The sequence below is a fragment of the Pseudobdellovibrio sp. HCB154 genome, assembly GCF_046267985.1.
Lineage (GTDB): Bacteria > Bdellovibrionota > Bdellovibrionia > Bdellovibrionales > Bdellovibrionaceae > Pseudobdellovibrio.
Genome location: NZ_CP176530.1, coordinates 2,171,051 through 2,186,105, shown reverse-complemented (window position 1 = coordinate 2,186,105; position 15,055 = coordinate 2,171,051). Strand labels below are relative to the sequence as shown.

Genomic DNA, 15,055 nt, shown 5'->3' with positions numbered 1-15,055 from the left:
AAGCAGGGTATTGGCGAAGCCGATCGGAATTAACAGATTGTCGTCTCACTTTAAAAAATCTATTTTATCAAACGGAGTGCGTGTGGTGAGTGAATATCATCCGCACTCTAAGTCTGTGGCGTTAGGCGTGTGGGTTTTAACCGGCACGCGTGACGAAGACCCCGAAGAAATCGGCATGTCACATTTTGTAGAGCACTTAGTTTTTAAGGGCACAAAAAAGCGCAATGCCTATCAAATCGCAAAATCTTTAGAATCATTAGGTGGCGACTTAAACGCGTACACTACGCGTGAACACACCACTTATCATTGCACCGTTTTAAAAGAAGACTGGAAAACCGGTTTAGAAGTTTTATCAGATCTTGTGTGCAATATGAAAATCTCTAAAAAGGATTTTGAGTTAGAGAAAAAAGTTGTCGTTCAAGAAATTCAGATGAGCGATGATTCTCCAGAAGAAATTATCTACGATTATTTATTTGAACATAGTTACGCGAATCATCCATTGGGTCGTCAGATCTTAGGAAAAGCAGAAACTCTATCTAAGCTTACGCAAAAAAGTGTGTATGACTTTTATAAAAAGTTTTACCAAGGTGGTAACCTTATCGTTTCAGCCGCTGGGCCTTTAGAGCACGATGCTTTAGTGATTGAAGCACAAAAGATGTTTCGTTCGCGTAAGAAATTTACCGTACCTGATACACGTCGTGCACCTCGCTGGAAAGCGGCTCGTAAGTTCTACGATGATGATTCAGAACAGGTTCACATTCTACTCGCGTTACCTTCGACAAGTTTTCATGATAAATTCCGCTTTGAAGCGTTTATCGTAAACTCGTTATTAGGTGGTGGAATGACTTCAAAACTTTATCAAGCTGTGCGTGAAAAGCAGGGCTTGGCTTATAGCATATTTTCATCTTTAAATACGCAAGTGGATTCAGGCAATATTACGATTTACGCAGGCACTGATCCAAAAAAAGTTAAAAAAGTTATCAATACAATTAAAGATGAATTATTAAAAATCAAAAAAGACGGTATTAAAAAATCTGATTTAGATTTATTTAAGACCCAAGTTCGTGGCCAATTATTAATGGGCTCTGACGATATCGAAAACCGCATGACATCTTTAGGGGTGAATGAAATGGTTTTTGAAGACTATCGTTCTGTTGAAAGAGTCATTCAAGAAGTTGAAGCGGTGAATGAAAAATCAATTAAAGCTTATCTTAAAGACCACTTCGATCTGGAAAAAATGGCCGTGATTTTAATGGGCCCTCATGTTTCAAAAATGAAATCATGGGTGAACGAGATCGACTTTTCACGCAAGTAACGTGCGATTTTGCAGGAGACAACGTATGATGCAAGTTAAAATTAAAAAATGGCCTCATTTCAAAGGTGAACTTCCAGTGTACCAATCTCATGGTGCGAGTGGTTTTGATGTGCGTGCGCAGTTAGACCAACCGTTAACTTTAAAACCTATGGAGCGCGCTTTAGTGCCAACAGGATTAACTTTCGAAATTCCTGTGGGCTATGAAATTCAAGCGCGTCCTCGCAGCGGTTTAGCAGCGAAACAAGGTTTATCGGTATTAAATACACCGGGCACAATCGATGCTGATTACCGTGGTGAAGTGAAAGTGATCTTAGTCAATCTTGGCCAAGAGCCGATCACGATTAACGATCAAGAGCGCTGTGCTCAGTTCGTTATTTGCCCGATCATTCAAGCGCAGTTTCATGTGGTTGATGAGTTATCTGATACAGCTCGTGGCGCTGGTGGATTTGGATCAACAGGTAAAGCTTAGTGAAGGAAGTAGCAAGGAATGTTGTCTTTGCTATTGCTGTCATTGCGACCGTCGTTTTATGGTACGGTTTTTCAAATAATTTTACTGGCGTAATTGCAGAAGAAAATGAAGGCGAAGCTCAAGCAACTGCAGTTACAGCAAATGTTGCAGCTTCAGCCTCGAATACAATTGTAAGTAAAGAAGATTTTTTGCAAAGCCCATCTTGTAAGGCTCAGCACGAGGATCTTTTAAAAAGAAAAGATTACGCAGATATCGTTCAAGCCAGAAAAAATAATCCACAAAAATACGATGTAAAATGTTTTATGGTAAACGAGTCTGTCGATGTCGGTACTTTAGAGCGCTGTTTGTTGGGAACTCATAACTCGACAATCACTGAAACTATTGAAACTCTAATGTGCCAGGCTTTTTTAAAAGTTTATCAAAGTTATGTGACTGATTTTGTATATCCAGATGATATTGATGTTAAGAGTTTATCACAGATTGTGTTACAGCGAAAAATTCAGGCGCAAATGCTTAAGCCCGATAGAAATCCGCAATTGATGCAAACAATGGTGCAAACCTTGATTGAAACTTACCCCAATAACTTTGAAGCTTTAAAGGTTTATATCAAGGCTCTAGGTTTTGGTCAGAAACCTTCGGTTTATGCCGAAGGGGGGCCGCTGTTTTCTTATTTAGTTAAAGCCTACGCCCTTAACCCGCGCGACCTAGAAGTTCGTGAAATGTATATGTACGGTCTGATTCATTCAGCTGATGGCGAAGCTAAACTTCTTAAAATCTTTCCGAATGTTAAAGAAGACGGTAAGCTTCAGGCTTTACGTTATTACTATTTGGCCTGGGCCGGCTGGAACAAAGGTGATCGCACGCAAGCTTTAAATAATTTAGAATTTGCGAAATCACTTTCTAATAATGACCCACGTTTTAGCGAAGCGTATGATAAAGTTAAAGATCAAATGAATATACCTAAAGCTGAAGGTCTGTTTTATTTATCGTTTTCATTGATTTAGTAAATTTAAGGAAAAGTTATGAGTCAAAATTTAGCGCATCTTTCAACTGAAATTAAAAATCAAAACCAACTATGGATTACTTTAAACAATCCAGATAAAATGAATGCGATCAGTTACGAAATGATCGACTCATTAACGGCGACACTTTTTAAAGCTGAAATGAATCCAGATGTTAAAGTGATCGTGATTCGTGGGGCGGGTAAAGCTTTTTCAGCGGGTGGCGATGTGCAAGCGATGAAAGATAAGTCAGGCATGTTTCATGGCGATTCAAATGAATTACGTATGCGCTATATGCAAGGGATTCAAAAAATTCCAAAATGCATGGAAGATCTATCAAAACCAATTATTGCTATGGTGAATGGCGCAGCGATCGGTGCTGGTTGTGATCTATCAATGATGTGTGATTTACGTATCGGTTGTGAAGAATCACGTTTTGGTGAAACTTTCGCAAAGTTAGGACTAGTTCCCGGTGACGGCGGAACATTCTTTTTAACCCGTATCGTAGGTTTTGCAAAAGCTATGCAAATGACGATGACCGCAGAAATTATTAGCGGCAAAAAAGCTTTTGAATTTGGTTTAATGAATTACTATGTAGAAACGGCAGATCTTGAAAAAGAAACTTCAGCTTTAGCAACTAAGATTGCGAGTCTTCCGGCGGTGGCATTGCAAATGGCGAAAAAATCTTTAAAAGCAGCTTACAGTCATGATTTACAAGTGAATTTAGATTTATTAGCGGCGTTTCAAGGGATTGCGCAAAGAACACCTGAACACGAGGCTGCGGTAAACGCCTTTTTTGAAAAGAAAGCTTAGGGTAGCTACCGCGCCGAACAGGCTTACTTTATTAATCTAGATAGTGATCGGCTTGGTGCATCCTGAATTGCTTTGCAATTCAGGATGTTCGTTTGAGGGAAAGAGCTTTAATTGTGAAGTGAACTTATCGAAAACGAAGTGGTTTGAGTTTCGTTTCTTTTAAATCTAAAACTTATAACTTTTAGATTTTTCGATTTCGGCATTTAGTTTTCCGAACAGGAAAAAGAAATACATTTTAAAATCAGAGATTAAGCTCCAGAACGGGTACTTAAAAGTAGCTGGGCGGTTATGTTCAACTTTAAAGTGACCTACCCAGGCAAAAGCGTATCCCGCCAGTGGGCAGAGCCAGATTAATTTATAATTTTGCGTCACTAAGCCAGTGATTAAAAAGATAAAAACAAAAGTTGTTCCGATAAAATGAAGCATTCTATTTGTCGCGTTAGAATGCTCTTGTAGATAGAAAAACCAAAATTCTGAGTAAGTTTTGATTCTATTCATCTTTTATCCTTTGTTTTAAATATATTTATTTAATAACCAAGTTGCTAGTACAAGCAGATATAAAAACACGGCGATTTGGTAGGCGCGTTTACGATCCACTTGAAAGTTTTCAGTTAAACCCACAACGCACAGTAAACTTGTGAAACCAAAACCGATTAAAGTGACTGGTGGAAAGTATTCTGAAGCGATTTGAAAAATGTAAAATGGAATTGAAGCTAATGTCACAAACGCAAAAAGTCTGCGGTAGCTTTCAGTGCGGTTTTCAAAAAACTGGAAGTAGTAATAGAAAAACGTTGTTAGAAGCATACTTGATACCGTTGAAACAATCGGCATTAAGAAAATACCAGAAAGCGCACGTAGTAAATTTAACTTAATAGCTCCGGCTAATACGCCAGAAACAACGGCAAAAGTGATTTGCACGATAATTAAAGACATCCAATCCCAAGAGGGAATTTCTGTAATTTTCAAAACGGGATTTTTCACGAATTCTTTGAGGTAATTCAGAATTTCTTTAACGTTAGTTTTTTGATGATTCATGTTGGGATTAACTTCTCTCATAGAGAAATTATCTCACTTATTCAGAAAGGAAATCAAGTTCTGCCAGCTTCACGCAGTGATCTATAAAGGCATACCATATGTTTTTATCCGCATTAATGAACAAATTCTGTGGTTCAGTTGCGGTAAAGCCTAAAAAATTAAGCCAACGGCGGTGTAAACTGTAAGCTAATGACGAAGTTTTATAGTTCGGCTTAAACGTTTCGCCGATAATATTGATCGTTGAATTATTCACATTTTTTAAAGCTTCAGAGAACTCCTGATAAGTTTTTTCATCGATAATGATGTGCGTGTTATCAAGCTCTGAAAGACGGTGAGTGAAGGCCTTTTGGCGCAGCTCTTTATTGTTAAACGGTAGCTGCATCAAAGAGGCGCGGTAGCCGTGTTCGTAAAGAACCTCGGGCAGATCTCCCCAGGGTTTTTGGTAAAAGAAGATGCTCTTTGGACCAGAGACCAGTTTCAGAGGGCGTTTAGTCAATAAACAGTTTGGTTTTAGTTCTAACTTCATCGTTCTCGCTATGTGTACCGCTTGGCTTTGGGCCAATCCTTAAAAAGGGCTCATTGTCAGAATAGAAAATAAACCCATTCTTTGGCAAACTAGAAATATATGATTCAAATGCAAAACCGTAAATCCTGCTACTGTGCTTTTTGTAAGAATACTCGCAAAGTTTATGCAAGTAAGCATATGAGTCTGTCAGGAATTGTAGGCATGGTGCTTTTAAGTTACGTAATGACCTACGCCATCTGGCATCAGCCGGATATTCGCGGTTTGATTATTATGGGAACATTATTGATGGTGGGCGAGAGCGCTACACAGCTTCGTTGGCGCCAATCAATGGTGTGTCAGCACTGCGGTTTTGATCCGGTGATTTATGTCAGAAGCCCGGAACTTGCCGGAGCTAAAATCAAAGATTTTATGAAAACACGTTCAGAGCGCCCGGAATATTTATTAAAACCAGCTTTGAATTTGGCTCCACGCCGCGTCCCAGCTGAGAATACTCAGCCACGTGGTGAAAATTTATCCTTGCGCGGTTAATCCATTGATTTAATAATTACGGGAGATGCGCCTTGCTTCACTCGTTTTTTTATTCGTATTTTTGTCTTTACAATGCGTTTTTGCGCAAAACAAAGCCCATGTTTTAAATGCTGATACCGATGTTTATGGCAGCGCTGATTTTGACTCGGCAACCATCGGTACCGTTGACCCTGATGAAACATTTCTTGTTTCTAAAAAAACTTACGGCGAATTTTATAAAGTTAAATTTAAAGACGGCACGATTGGGTATATTCCAGACACTGACGTGTACATTGAAGGCGTTGGAACCGTTAAAGAGACGCCTTTTCGTGGCGATGACTTAGATAAAAAAGCTAAGCGTGCTAAGCGCGAAGAAGACGAAGAAGCGCTAGAAGATGATACTGAAAATCCAAACATTAATTACAAAGGTGTTACATTTTCATTAATTAATTTTCACGAAGAGACCATGGGTGGAAACCAAGTGGCTGATCTTCAGGCTTTCGGTTTTCGTTTTCAACCGATGCAAGGAAATTACCAATCAGGTTTAGCCTATGATTTGATGGTGGCTCCCAAAGCGCCGGATTATTACGAAGAAAAAACCGGAGCTAAAACTTCTGGCGCCGTTTTTTGGGGCAGCGCAGGAATTTCTAATGTTTCTGCCTTAAATTCAAACACTTCATTTCGCTATGGCGCCGGTCCATTTTTACGTTATTCGTATTTTACGATTAAAGATGCCCCATTGCGCCCTCAAAGCACATATAACCTGCAAGATTTAACTGTGGGTTTAGATTTTCAAGCCGGAATCATGCTTCATAGCCGCTATGTTACGATTGATTTAGGTCTACGTTATTTCTGGGACAAAGAATCTTACGGCGGTTTTGGCGTTGCTTTCTTATTCTAATTTCTTGATTGGCGAATTAGCCCTTATTAGAATCCTCGCATGTCTTCTATTCAGGTTTTATCTCCCGATGTTGTGAATCAAATTGCCGCTGGTGAAGTGGTTGAACGTCCGTCACATTTAGTGAAAGAGCTTTTAGAAAACTCACTAGATGCAAACTCTACGCAAATTCAAATCGATGTGAATTTTGGCGGTAAGTTTATCAAGATTACAGACAATGGTGACGGCATCGTAAAAGAAGATTTACCTTTAGCTTTGCAACGTCACGCGACCAGTAAGATCACCCAAACCAATGACCTTTGGAATTTATCAACTTACGGTTTTCGTGGTGAAGCCTTAGCCTCGGTGGCTGCGGTTTCAAAACTGACTTTAATGAGTAAAGCCAAAAAAGCTAAATCGGCCTTTCAGATTAAATCTGATTTTGGTGTGATCAGTGAAGTGATGCCTTCATCAATTGATACCGGCACACAAATTACCATTGATGCTTTATTTGAAAATGTTCCGGCGCGTTTAAAATTCTTAAAGTCAGATTCAGCCGAACTTGCGCAAATTAGAAACGTGATTCGTGCTTTATCTTTAGCGTATCCGCATGTTGAATTTAAATTAATCGAAAACGGTAAACTTGATTTGTTTTTTAAAGCACAAGGTGATGCGAAAGACTTATCAGTGCGTGCGTCGCAAGTTTTAGGTTTAAATAAAATCTATACGCAAGAAAACCGCTACAAATCTTACGTTGTTAAAGCTTACTTTTCATCGCCGCATGATGTGCAAAAAACATCGAAAAATATTTGGATCTTTGCGCAAAAACGTTGGATTCAAGATCGCGGTTTGCAAGCGGCGATCACCGAAGCGTACAGAAGTTTATTAATGCACGGTGAATACCCGCAAGTGGTGATTGATCTTGAATGCGCACCAGATTTAATCGACGTGAATATTCACCCAACAAAATCACAGGTGAAATTTCAAGATGCGTCTGATGCTTTCCGCGCGGTTCATGGCGCTGTTAGGCAAGGTTTAGAATTAGCACCGTGGATTCCAAAAGTGGCGCAAGCTGAATCAAGTGCGGCTTCTTTTGAAGCTCAACCAGCAGCGGGTGCAAGTTACCAATCTTTTGTGCGTGAAATTCCGCAAATGAGTGTGCAAGATCAAACTCGTTTCACTGATCTTGGTTCATCATTAGGAAACACCCAGTTTAAAACTAAATTAAATGCGCTTGAACAGTTATCGCAGTTAAAAGTGGATTCTACTCCTGTGGCAATAACTGAAACAGCAGGCGGGTACTGGTCAAGTTTACAAGTTCTGGGGCAGTTAAATTTAACTTACCTAGTTTGTCAAAAAAACGATCGCATGGTTTTAGTCGACCAGCACGCAGCCCATGAACGTGTCGCTTTTGAAAAGTTAATGCGTAAATGGAAAGGTGGAGCCATTGACCAGCAGGATTTTTTATTTCCGTTAGCGATTGATTTATCTCCTGAAAAAGCAGAGGCGTTACTGGCGCAATCTGAAAATATCGCGAAAATGGGAATTGAAATTGAAGCTCTTGGTCCATCAGTGATCGGGGTAAAATCAGCTCCACTATTTGTTAAAGAAGCCGCGTTACCAAAAATTTTTGATAAGATGTCCACTGACTTAGTTGATTACGGTGGAAGTTATTCACTAGAAAAATCAATCGCAGATCTTTTTGCAACGATGGCGTGCCATTCAGTCGTTCGTGCGGGGCAAAGCCTGTCGCAAGCAGAAATGGTTGAATTACTTAAAGCCATGGATGAATTTCCGTTATCGTCGTTCTGTCCGCATGGTCGTCCGGTTTCGATTGAATTTACGTTTAATGATATCGAAAAGCAGTTTGGTCGCACCCTGTGAGTGAAAAGACTAAAGTTATCTTTGTAGTAGGTCCCACAGCATCTGGCAAAAGTGCCTTGGCGATGCAATTGGCAAAAAAGTTTAATGGAAGCATTATCAACATTGATAGCGTTCAGTTTTACGAAGGTTTAATTGTTGGCTCGGCAGCTCCGAGTGAAGACGAAAAAAAACAGGTTCCACATTATTTATTTTCGTATGTTAAAGCCCCGCATGAGATGACAGCTGGTCAGTACATTCGTGATTTTTATGAATTAATCGAATCAGGAAAAGTCACATCACCTCTTTTTGTCGTTGGTGGCACAGGTTTCTACGTTCAAGCCTTAGAAAAAGGAATGTACGATTTACCTGAAGTCAGTGAAGAAATAAAAAAAGAAGTCTTAGCTGATTTTGAAACTTTTGGCTCTGAAAAAATGTTCACTGAACTTAAAGAATTTGATCCAGAGACAGAACTTCATCCGAACGATCACTACCGCGTAGGCCGTGCTTTAGAAGTAAAACGTGCGTTTAATTTAAAAATGTCTGAATTCAAAAATTCTGCCGCGTCAGAAAATAAAAATAAACTTCCATACCCATCAATGAAAATCGGCTTAACGTTTGAAACAGACGATAAAGAAAAATTCGTGCAACGTGTGCATCAACGCACTTTAAAAATGCTTGATGAAGGTATTATCGAAGAAACAAAACATTTCTTAGAAGCAGGCTTTGAAAATTGGGCGCCACTTTCTAGTGTAGGCTATCATGAAACAAAAGCGTATTTGCAAGGGGAGCTTAAGCGTGAAGAGTTAGCGCAAGCAATCACACAAGCCACGATGAAACTTGTTAAAAAACAGAAAACTTGGTTTAAGCGCGATGAAGCTATACTTTGGTCTGATGTTTTCACCCCTGATTTTGGGGTTCTTGAGAATAAGGTACAGGACTTTCTCAGAAACTAAAATTTGACGCCTAAGAATAAAGCACGCGATAATTTATAAATGAAAAGTATGACTGGCTACGGTCTGTGCCGGGCCCAAACCAACGAAGTAGCATTAGAGATTAGTATCAGAGCGGTTAACGGTCGCTTTTTAGAAACTCGTTTTCACCTCCCAAAACCTTATTTTATCTTTGAATCTGATCTTAAGAAAAAACTGGGCGAATACGCTTTACGCGGAACAGTTGATATTTATATTTCACGAAAATTAAAAGCCAGCCACACAGCCGGTAAAATCGTCATCAACACACGCCTTGCTCAAGAGTATTTAAAATCTTTCAAGAAGTTAGCTAAAGATTTAAAAATGAACGAAGCCGTTCGTTTTGATCTAATCTCGCGCCAAGCGGATGTGATCGTAATGGAAGAAGTGGACACTTTAAATCCGCAAGAAGTTGTTCTTCTTAAAAAAGCTTTTGAAGCGGCTCTTAAAAAATTCGAGCAAGAAAAAATCCGCGAAGGCGGAGCTTTAAAAAAAGATCTTTCTAAAAATTTAAAAGATTTACAAAAGCATGTGGTTAAGATTTCTAAATTACGTGATGATGCGAATAAAATCCTTCAGGAAAAATTCGAAGCAAAAATCAAATCACGTTTACCGAAAGAAGTCGTGGGTCAGTCAGTTGATCCTTTACGCATTTCTCAAGAGATCGTTATTCAGCTCGAGAAAGCAGATATTAACGAAGAGCTTATTCGTTTAACAGAGCATTTGAAAAACTTTGAAAAGTTGATTGATAGCTCTATTGTCGAAGGTAAAAAGCTTGATTTTTATACACAAGAATTATTGCGTGAAGTTAATACCATCGGATCAAAAAGTCAGGTTGCCGGAATCACTGAATCTGTTGTAGAAGCTAAAACACTTATCGAAAGAATTAGAGAACAGGTACAGAACATTGAGTAACGACAAAGCTAAATCACCTACAAGAATGATCATCGTTGCGGCTCCAAGTGGAGCAGGCAAGAGCAGTTTTGTGGAAAAATTAGCCGCTGAAGACAATCGTTTGCACGACGTCGTTACGTACACCACTCGTTCTATGCGCACTGGTGAAAGCCAAGGTAAACCTTATTTCTTTATCACTCCTGAAGATTTTGAACAGAAGAAGAATGAAAATTTCTTTATCGAGTGGGCTAAGGTTCACACAAACCACTACGGTACGTCTTACGAGCAATTACAGGGCGCGTGGGCGAACGGTAAAGTGGTGATCATGGATATCGATATCCAAGGTGTTGCAACATTTAAAAGCAAATACCCTGACGCTAAAACAGTGTTTATCCTGCCTCCATCGTTAGATGAGCTAAGACGCCGCGTTATCAAACGTGATGGCGTACCCCCGGTAGACCTAGAAATCCGCATGCAAAATGCTGAAAAAGAGATGGCTAAGGCCCACGAATTCGACGTTAGAATCGTTAATGACGATTTTAATCGCTCTTTTGCCGAATTTAAGAAGATCGTAGACGCCTGGTTGGCGTAATATCCTTGAAATTTAAAGCCTTTAGGCGTATAAATAACTCTTTACCGGAGGTCCCATGGCTCGCGTTACCGTTGAAGATTGCTTAGATAAAGTTCCAAACCGTTTTGCTTTAGTTTTATTAGTAGCTAAACGCGCAAAGCAATTACTTAAAGGTGGCGAGTGCACAGTAGCGACTCGTAACAATAAATACATTGTTAACTCATTACGTGAAGTAGCGATCGGTAACGTGGTTTTCGACACTAAAGTTGATGAAGTAACCGCTCGCGAAGACATGTTAAAAGACTTAAACAAGTAAGTTTAGTCCTTAGTCCGAATCAGTTAAAATTTGTTAAAAACCCGCTCACAAGGCGGGTTTTTTCATTTATCCTATAAGGAATGTCTGACTTTTCTTCGACTTCGCATCTTGATGACCGTTTACCCACAAAGCCGGTGAAAACCGTCGAAGATCTATTAGCTAAAATTAGAATGTACTATCCTCAGGCCGATTTACAAATCGTTGAGAAGGCTTATCTCTTTTCTGAAAAAGCTCACGAGGGGCAGTTGCGCCGATCTGGTGAACCTTACATTTCACACCCGTTAAGTGTTGCAGGAATCTTAGCTGATTTAAAACTTGATATGGACACGATCATGACGGGCTTACTGCATGATACGGTTGAAGACACAGATGTAACTTTAGATGATATCAAACGTGAATTTGGCGAAACGGTCGCGTACTTAGTTGATGGCGTTACTAAAATCGGTCAGATGAATTTTCGTAACAGCTTTGAAAAGCAGGGCGAAAATATTCGTAAGATGATCGTATCGATGGGTAAAGATGTTCGCGTTGTTTTAGTAAAGTTAGCGGATCGCCTTCACAATATGCGCACGCTAAATCATATGCCGTACGAGAAACAAAATCGTATCGCGCAAGAGACGTTAGAGATTTATTGTCCTCTCGCGGGCCGTATCGGTATCAGTGCTTTAAAGATCGAATTAGAAGACCTGTGTTTTAGATATTCTCGCCCTGATAAATACTATGAACTTGTTCAATTAATCAAAAAGACTGAAGGCGATACTGATCGTTATATCGAAGAAGTAAAAAGAAACGTCAGCGACGTATTGTCGAAATCAAATATTAAAAATTACAAAATCTACGGACGTTCAAAGCACTTATGGTCAGTCTATAGAAAGATGACTTCACGTAATCTTGATTACGATCAGATTTACGATGTGTTAGCGTTTCGTATTATCGTAAGTTCAGTCGTAGAATGTTACGAAGTGCTCGGGTATATCCACTCGATCTGGAAACCGATTCCAGGCCGTTTTAAAGATTTCATCGCGATGCCTAAATCGAATAACTACCAATCACTGCATACAACGGTGATCGGCCCGGGTGGCGATCGTATCGAGATTCAAATCCGTACTGAAGAAATGCATTTGATCGCCGAAAAAGGGATCGCGGCCCACTGGAACTATAAAGAGCGCGGAAACTTAACCGGCGATAAATTACAGCAAGCCAACTGGCTGCGTGAGTTAGTATCTCTTCACCAACAAGCTGATTCGTCTGATGAATTTTTAGAGACCATTAAAACTGACCTCATGGAGAAAGACATTTACGTTTTCACGCCACGTGGAGATGTTAAAGAACTTCCAGAAGGTTCAACGCCGGTGGATTTAGCTTACGCGATTCACACAAACTTAGGTAACACCTGTACCGGAGCTCGCGTTAACGGGCGTATGGTTCCATTAAAACACGCTCTACAAAATGGTGATCGTGTTGAAATTATCACTCTTAAAACACAAACACCGTCGAAAGATTGGTTAAAGTTTGTTGTTACCAATAAGGCCAAATCAAAAGTTCGCCAGTTCGTTAAAGAAGAACAGCGCCGTAATGCTCTTGCCATGGGTAAAGACCTTGTCGAGAAAGAGTTTAGAAAATTCGGCATGGCGGCTTCAAAATATCTTAAAGGTGAGATTTTTGAAAAGTATGCCCGCGATAGCGGTGTCGTAGACGCCGACGATTTATTTGTTAAAGTGGGTTACGGTAAAACTGAACCTCGTCATTTAGTTTCAGCCTTAGTTCCTGAAGCTCCAGAAAAAGTTGTAGATGCTAAAACAGCCGAATCAGCTTCGTTCATGGAGAAAGTTGTCAAGTCTGCGAAAAGTAAAAAACGTAAAACAAACTCACTTGTGTCAGTTGATGGCATGGATGACGTTTTAGTTCACTTTGCGAAGTGCTGTGCACCGATTCCAGGTGATCCAATTTCTGGTTTTATCTCGCGCGGTAAGGGCATTATGATCCACCGTAGTGATTGCCATAAAGTGTTTGAGTTAGATCAAATGCGCCGTGTAGATGTTGCATGGACAACAAAAACGGCAGCTGTAGGCCAAGAGCGCCAAGTGCGCCTAGAAGTGATCGGTCAAGACGTTCCGGGCTTATTAAAGTTAATGTCAGAGGCGTTTTCCGCCCAGGGTATTAATATCGAATCAGCGCAGATCAGAACAACTCGCGATAAAAAAGCGGTTTGTATTTTTGAAATCTCGGTAAAAGATTTAACTCAGTTAACAAATTCAATTTTAGCTCTGCAAAAAATCAAAGGTATTATCGGCGTTAAGCGCGTGACTGAATAATGGGTAAGGGCATTCGTTTTATTGGAATTATACTGCTCGGGCTTTATCTCGGGATGTATTTCAAGAATGCTAAGTCAGCGAAAATGCCAGTCATCGAATGGCATTTAGAAACTTTCAACGATATTCAATTTCAGTCTCCGTTTAAGCTTGAAGTCGATCCGAATATGCCAGAAATTCCTGCCGAAGTTCAGGTGATGGTGAAAGAGTTCAAGCAAGTTCGTGCTCTTCAAAGCGGCGAAGTCACAATGAACGTCGTTAAAACTGTTTACGAAGATAAGGTTAAAGTTTCACTCGATGGCGCCGCCACGGGGTCGATCAATGCTATGGCTCTAGAGCTGGGTGATAAAACACCGGTTCCTAATTTTGAAGAGATCAAAGGTAAATCCTACGAAGGCTACATTGGTATCTACAACACCACAGTAGAAAATAAAAAAATTCTTATTCGAGCCGCCTACATCGTCAAAGGCCAAAACCTTTACATGGTGATTATCATGTTTCCTGAAGAAAGCTTCTCTGAAGATCAGGCTTACAAAATTTTAGATTCTATCGAATTTAAAACTTTAGCTACTTCTGGAGCAAAGTAAGTTAAAATCACATCAGCCCCAGCTCGGCGGAATGAGTACATGCACTCCATCATTGTTTTTTCTAAATCAAGAGCTCCAGCTTGAGCTGCGAAATGTAACATCGCGTATTCACCGCTGACATTGTACACAGCCACCGGAACTGAAGAGTGCGCTTTAAGATCAGCGACCACATCAAGATAAGGAAGCCCTGGTTTTACCATCACCATATCTGCACCTTCAGAAATATCTAACGATAATTCACGAACAGCTTCGGTGCGATTTCTAAAATCCATTTGATAAGTTTTTTTATCTCCAGCTTTTGGAGCAGAGTCTAAAGCTTCACGAAATGGGCCGTAAAAACTTGAAGCGTATTTTGCGGTGTAAGAAAGAATACTCGTTTTTGTAAAGCCGTTTTCATCCAACGCTTCACGAATGGCAGCGACTCTGCCATCCATCATGTCTGAAGGGCAGACCCAGTCGGCGCCCCACTGTGCTTGTTTCACTGCCATTTGCGATAAAATTTGCACGGTTTCGTCATTTAAAATTTCGCCGTTTTTAACGATACCATCGTGGCCATCTGACGAGTAAGGATCGAGTGCTACATCGGTAAATAAACTAATTTCTGGATGATTTTGTTTAAGGTATTTGATGGCTTTTGGAAGTAAACCGTTATCGTTAAGAGCTTCTGATCCACGTGAGTCTTTTTTGCTATCTTCAATTTTTGGGAAAAGAGCATAATTTTTAAGGCCTAATTTTTTCCAAGCGGTAATTTTTTGGCTCAAAACATCAATACTCATGCGAGACTGCCCAGGAAGCGTGCGAATAGGCTGGTCAATGTTTTCACCGTCGCAAATAAAGACAGGGTAAATAAGATTTGCTACATGTAAATTTGTCTCGGCGATCATCTCGCGAATATTACTGGTTTGGCGTAATCGTCTAGGTCTGTGCATAAAAATCACCCATCTTCTTTCGAGATTAAATTGAGCTACCTCGTTAAAAATAGCAACTTTTTTTTCGGGCGG

At 40.0% G+C, this 15,055-nt stretch carries 17 protein-coding genes; 13 read left to right on the top strand and 4 right to left on the bottom strand.

What is annotated here, in order from left to right:
• Positions 1 to 10 precede the first annotated feature (10 nt).
• The 4 genes from ACKWCF_RS10630 to ACKWCF_RS10615 are packed head-to-tail and all read left to right on the top strand — an operon-like array spanning position 11 to position 3,598.
• A complete protein-coding gene (locus tag ACKWCF_RS10630) occupies positions 11 to 1,315 on the top strand; it encodes a M16 family metallopeptidase (protein ID WP_409477565.1) in 1,305 nt (434 codons plus the stop codon).
• A 28-nt stretch (positions 1,316 to 1,343) separates the two neighbouring features.
• Positions 1,344 to 1,784, top strand: coding sequence for a dUTP diphosphatase (dut, locus tag ACKWCF_RS10625; RefSeq protein WP_409480256.1), 441 nt, complete (start codon positions 1,344 to 1,346; stop codon positions 1,782 to 1,784).
• Complete coding sequence (locus ACKWCF_RS10620) at positions 1,784 to 2,788, top strand: tetratricopeptide repeat protein (protein ID WP_409477564.1); 1,005 nt, start codon at positions 1,784 to 1,786, stop codon at positions 2,786 to 2,788. Before dut ends, ACKWCF_RS10620 begins: the two co-directional genes overlap by 1 nt.
• An 18-nt stretch (positions 2,789 to 2,806) precedes the next feature.
• Entirely contained in the window at positions 2,807 to 3,598 is a 792-nt protein-coding gene (locus tag ACKWCF_RS10615) for an enoyl-CoA hydratase-related protein (protein ID WP_409477563.1), read from the top strand.
• A gap of 165 nt (positions 3,599 to 3,763) precedes the next feature.
• Here the strand turns inward: ACKWCF_RS10615 and ACKWCF_RS10610 are convergent, their stop codons facing one another.
• Genes ACKWCF_RS10610 through ACKWCF_RS10600 form a run of 3 tightly spaced genes read right to left on the bottom strand, consistent with a single transcriptional unit; the run spans position 3,764 to position 5,159 of the window.
• Complete coding sequence (locus ACKWCF_RS10610; protein WP_409477562.1) at positions 3,764 to 4,096, bottom strand: Mpo1-like protein; 333 nt, start codon at positions 4,094 to 4,096, stop codon at positions 3,764 to 3,766.
• Between the two features lie 15 nt (positions 4,097 to 4,111).
• On the bottom strand, positions 4,112 to 4,654 hold the full coding sequence (locus ACKWCF_RS10605) for a YIP1 family protein (protein ID WP_409477561.1): 543 nt from the start codon (positions 4,652 to 4,654) through the stop codon (positions 4,112 to 4,114).
• Positions 4,655 to 4,670: 16 nt separating this feature from the next.
• Positions 4,671 to 5,159 carry a hypothetical protein gene (locus ACKWCF_RS10600; protein ID WP_409477560.1) on the bottom strand — a complete coding sequence of 163 codons (489 nt, stop codon included), beginning with the start codon at positions 5,157 to 5,159 and terminating at the stop codon, positions 4,671 to 4,673.
• Positions 5,160 to 5,258: 99 nt separating this feature from the next.
• Between ACKWCF_RS10600 and ACKWCF_RS10595 the strand changes: the two genes are divergently transcribed.
• From ACKWCF_RS10595 to ACKWCF_RS10555, 9 genes are all read left to right on the top strand, one after another.
• Positions 5,259 to 5,687, top strand: a complete 429-nt coding sequence (locus tag ACKWCF_RS10595) for a hypothetical protein (RefSeq protein ID WP_409477559.1) — start codon at positions 5,259 to 5,261, stop codon at positions 5,685 to 5,687.
• A 61-nt stretch (positions 5,688 to 5,748) separates the two neighbouring features.
• Complete coding sequence (locus tag ACKWCF_RS10590) at positions 5,749 to 6,567, top strand: SH3 domain-containing protein (protein ID WP_409477558.1); 819 nt, start codon at positions 5,749 to 5,751, stop codon at positions 6,565 to 6,567.
• Between the two features lie 39 nt (positions 6,568 to 6,606).
• Complete coding sequence (gene mutL / locus ACKWCF_RS10585; RefSeq protein WP_409477557.1) at positions 6,607 to 8,427, top strand: DNA mismatch repair endonuclease MutL; 1,821 nt, start codon at positions 6,607 to 6,609, stop codon at positions 8,425 to 8,427.
• Positions 8,424 to 9,359 carry a tRNA (adenosine(37)-N6)-dimethylallyltransferase MiaA gene (gene miaA, locus ACKWCF_RS10580; RefSeq protein WP_409477556.1) on the top strand — a complete coding sequence of 312 codons (936 nt, stop codon included), beginning with the start codon at positions 8,424 to 8,426 and terminating at the stop codon, positions 9,357 to 9,359. Before mutL ends, miaA begins: the two co-directional genes overlap by 4 nt.
• A gap of 39 nt (positions 9,360 to 9,398) precedes the next feature.
• Positions 9,399 to 10,289, top strand: coding sequence for a YicC/YloC family endoribonuclease (locus ACKWCF_RS10575; RefSeq protein WP_409477555.1), 891 nt, complete (start codon positions 9,399 to 9,401; stop codon positions 10,287 to 10,289).
• A gap of 25 nt (positions 10,290 to 10,314) precedes the next feature.
• On the top strand, positions 10,315 to 10,860 hold the full coding sequence (gene gmk / locus ACKWCF_RS10570) for a guanylate kinase (protein WP_409477554.1): 546 nt from the start codon (positions 10,315 to 10,317) through the stop codon (positions 10,858 to 10,860).
• A 55-nt stretch (positions 10,861 to 10,915) separates the two neighbouring features.
• Positions 10,916 to 11,155 (top strand): DNA-directed RNA polymerase subunit omega, encoded by a 240-nt coding sequence (gene rpoZ / locus ACKWCF_RS10565; protein ID WP_409477553.1) that lies wholly within the window; start codon positions 10,916 to 10,918, stop codon positions 11,153 to 11,155.
• Between the two features lie 80 nt (positions 11,156 to 11,235).
• The gene (locus ACKWCF_RS10560) at positions 11,236 to 13,470 is read left to right on the top strand and encodes a RelA/SpoT family protein (protein ID WP_409477552.1); all 2,235 of its coding nucleotides are present in this window, start codon (positions 11,236 to 11,238) and stop codon (positions 13,468 to 13,470) included.
• A gap of 83 nt (positions 13,471 to 13,553) precedes the next feature.
• Positions 13,554 to 14,054 (top strand): hypothetical protein, encoded by a 501-nt coding sequence (locus tag ACKWCF_RS10555; RefSeq protein ID WP_409477551.1) that lies wholly within the window; start codon positions 13,554 to 13,556, stop codon positions 14,052 to 14,054.
• Here the strand turns inward: ACKWCF_RS10555 and hemB are convergent.
• Entirely contained in the window at positions 13,997 to 14,983 is a 987-nt protein-coding gene (gene hemB, locus ACKWCF_RS10550; protein WP_409477550.1) for a porphobilinogen synthase, read from the bottom strand. The two genes, ACKWCF_RS10555 and hemB, sit on opposite strands and share 58 nt — an antisense overlap.
• Positions 14,984 to 15,055 lie beyond the last annotated feature (72 nt).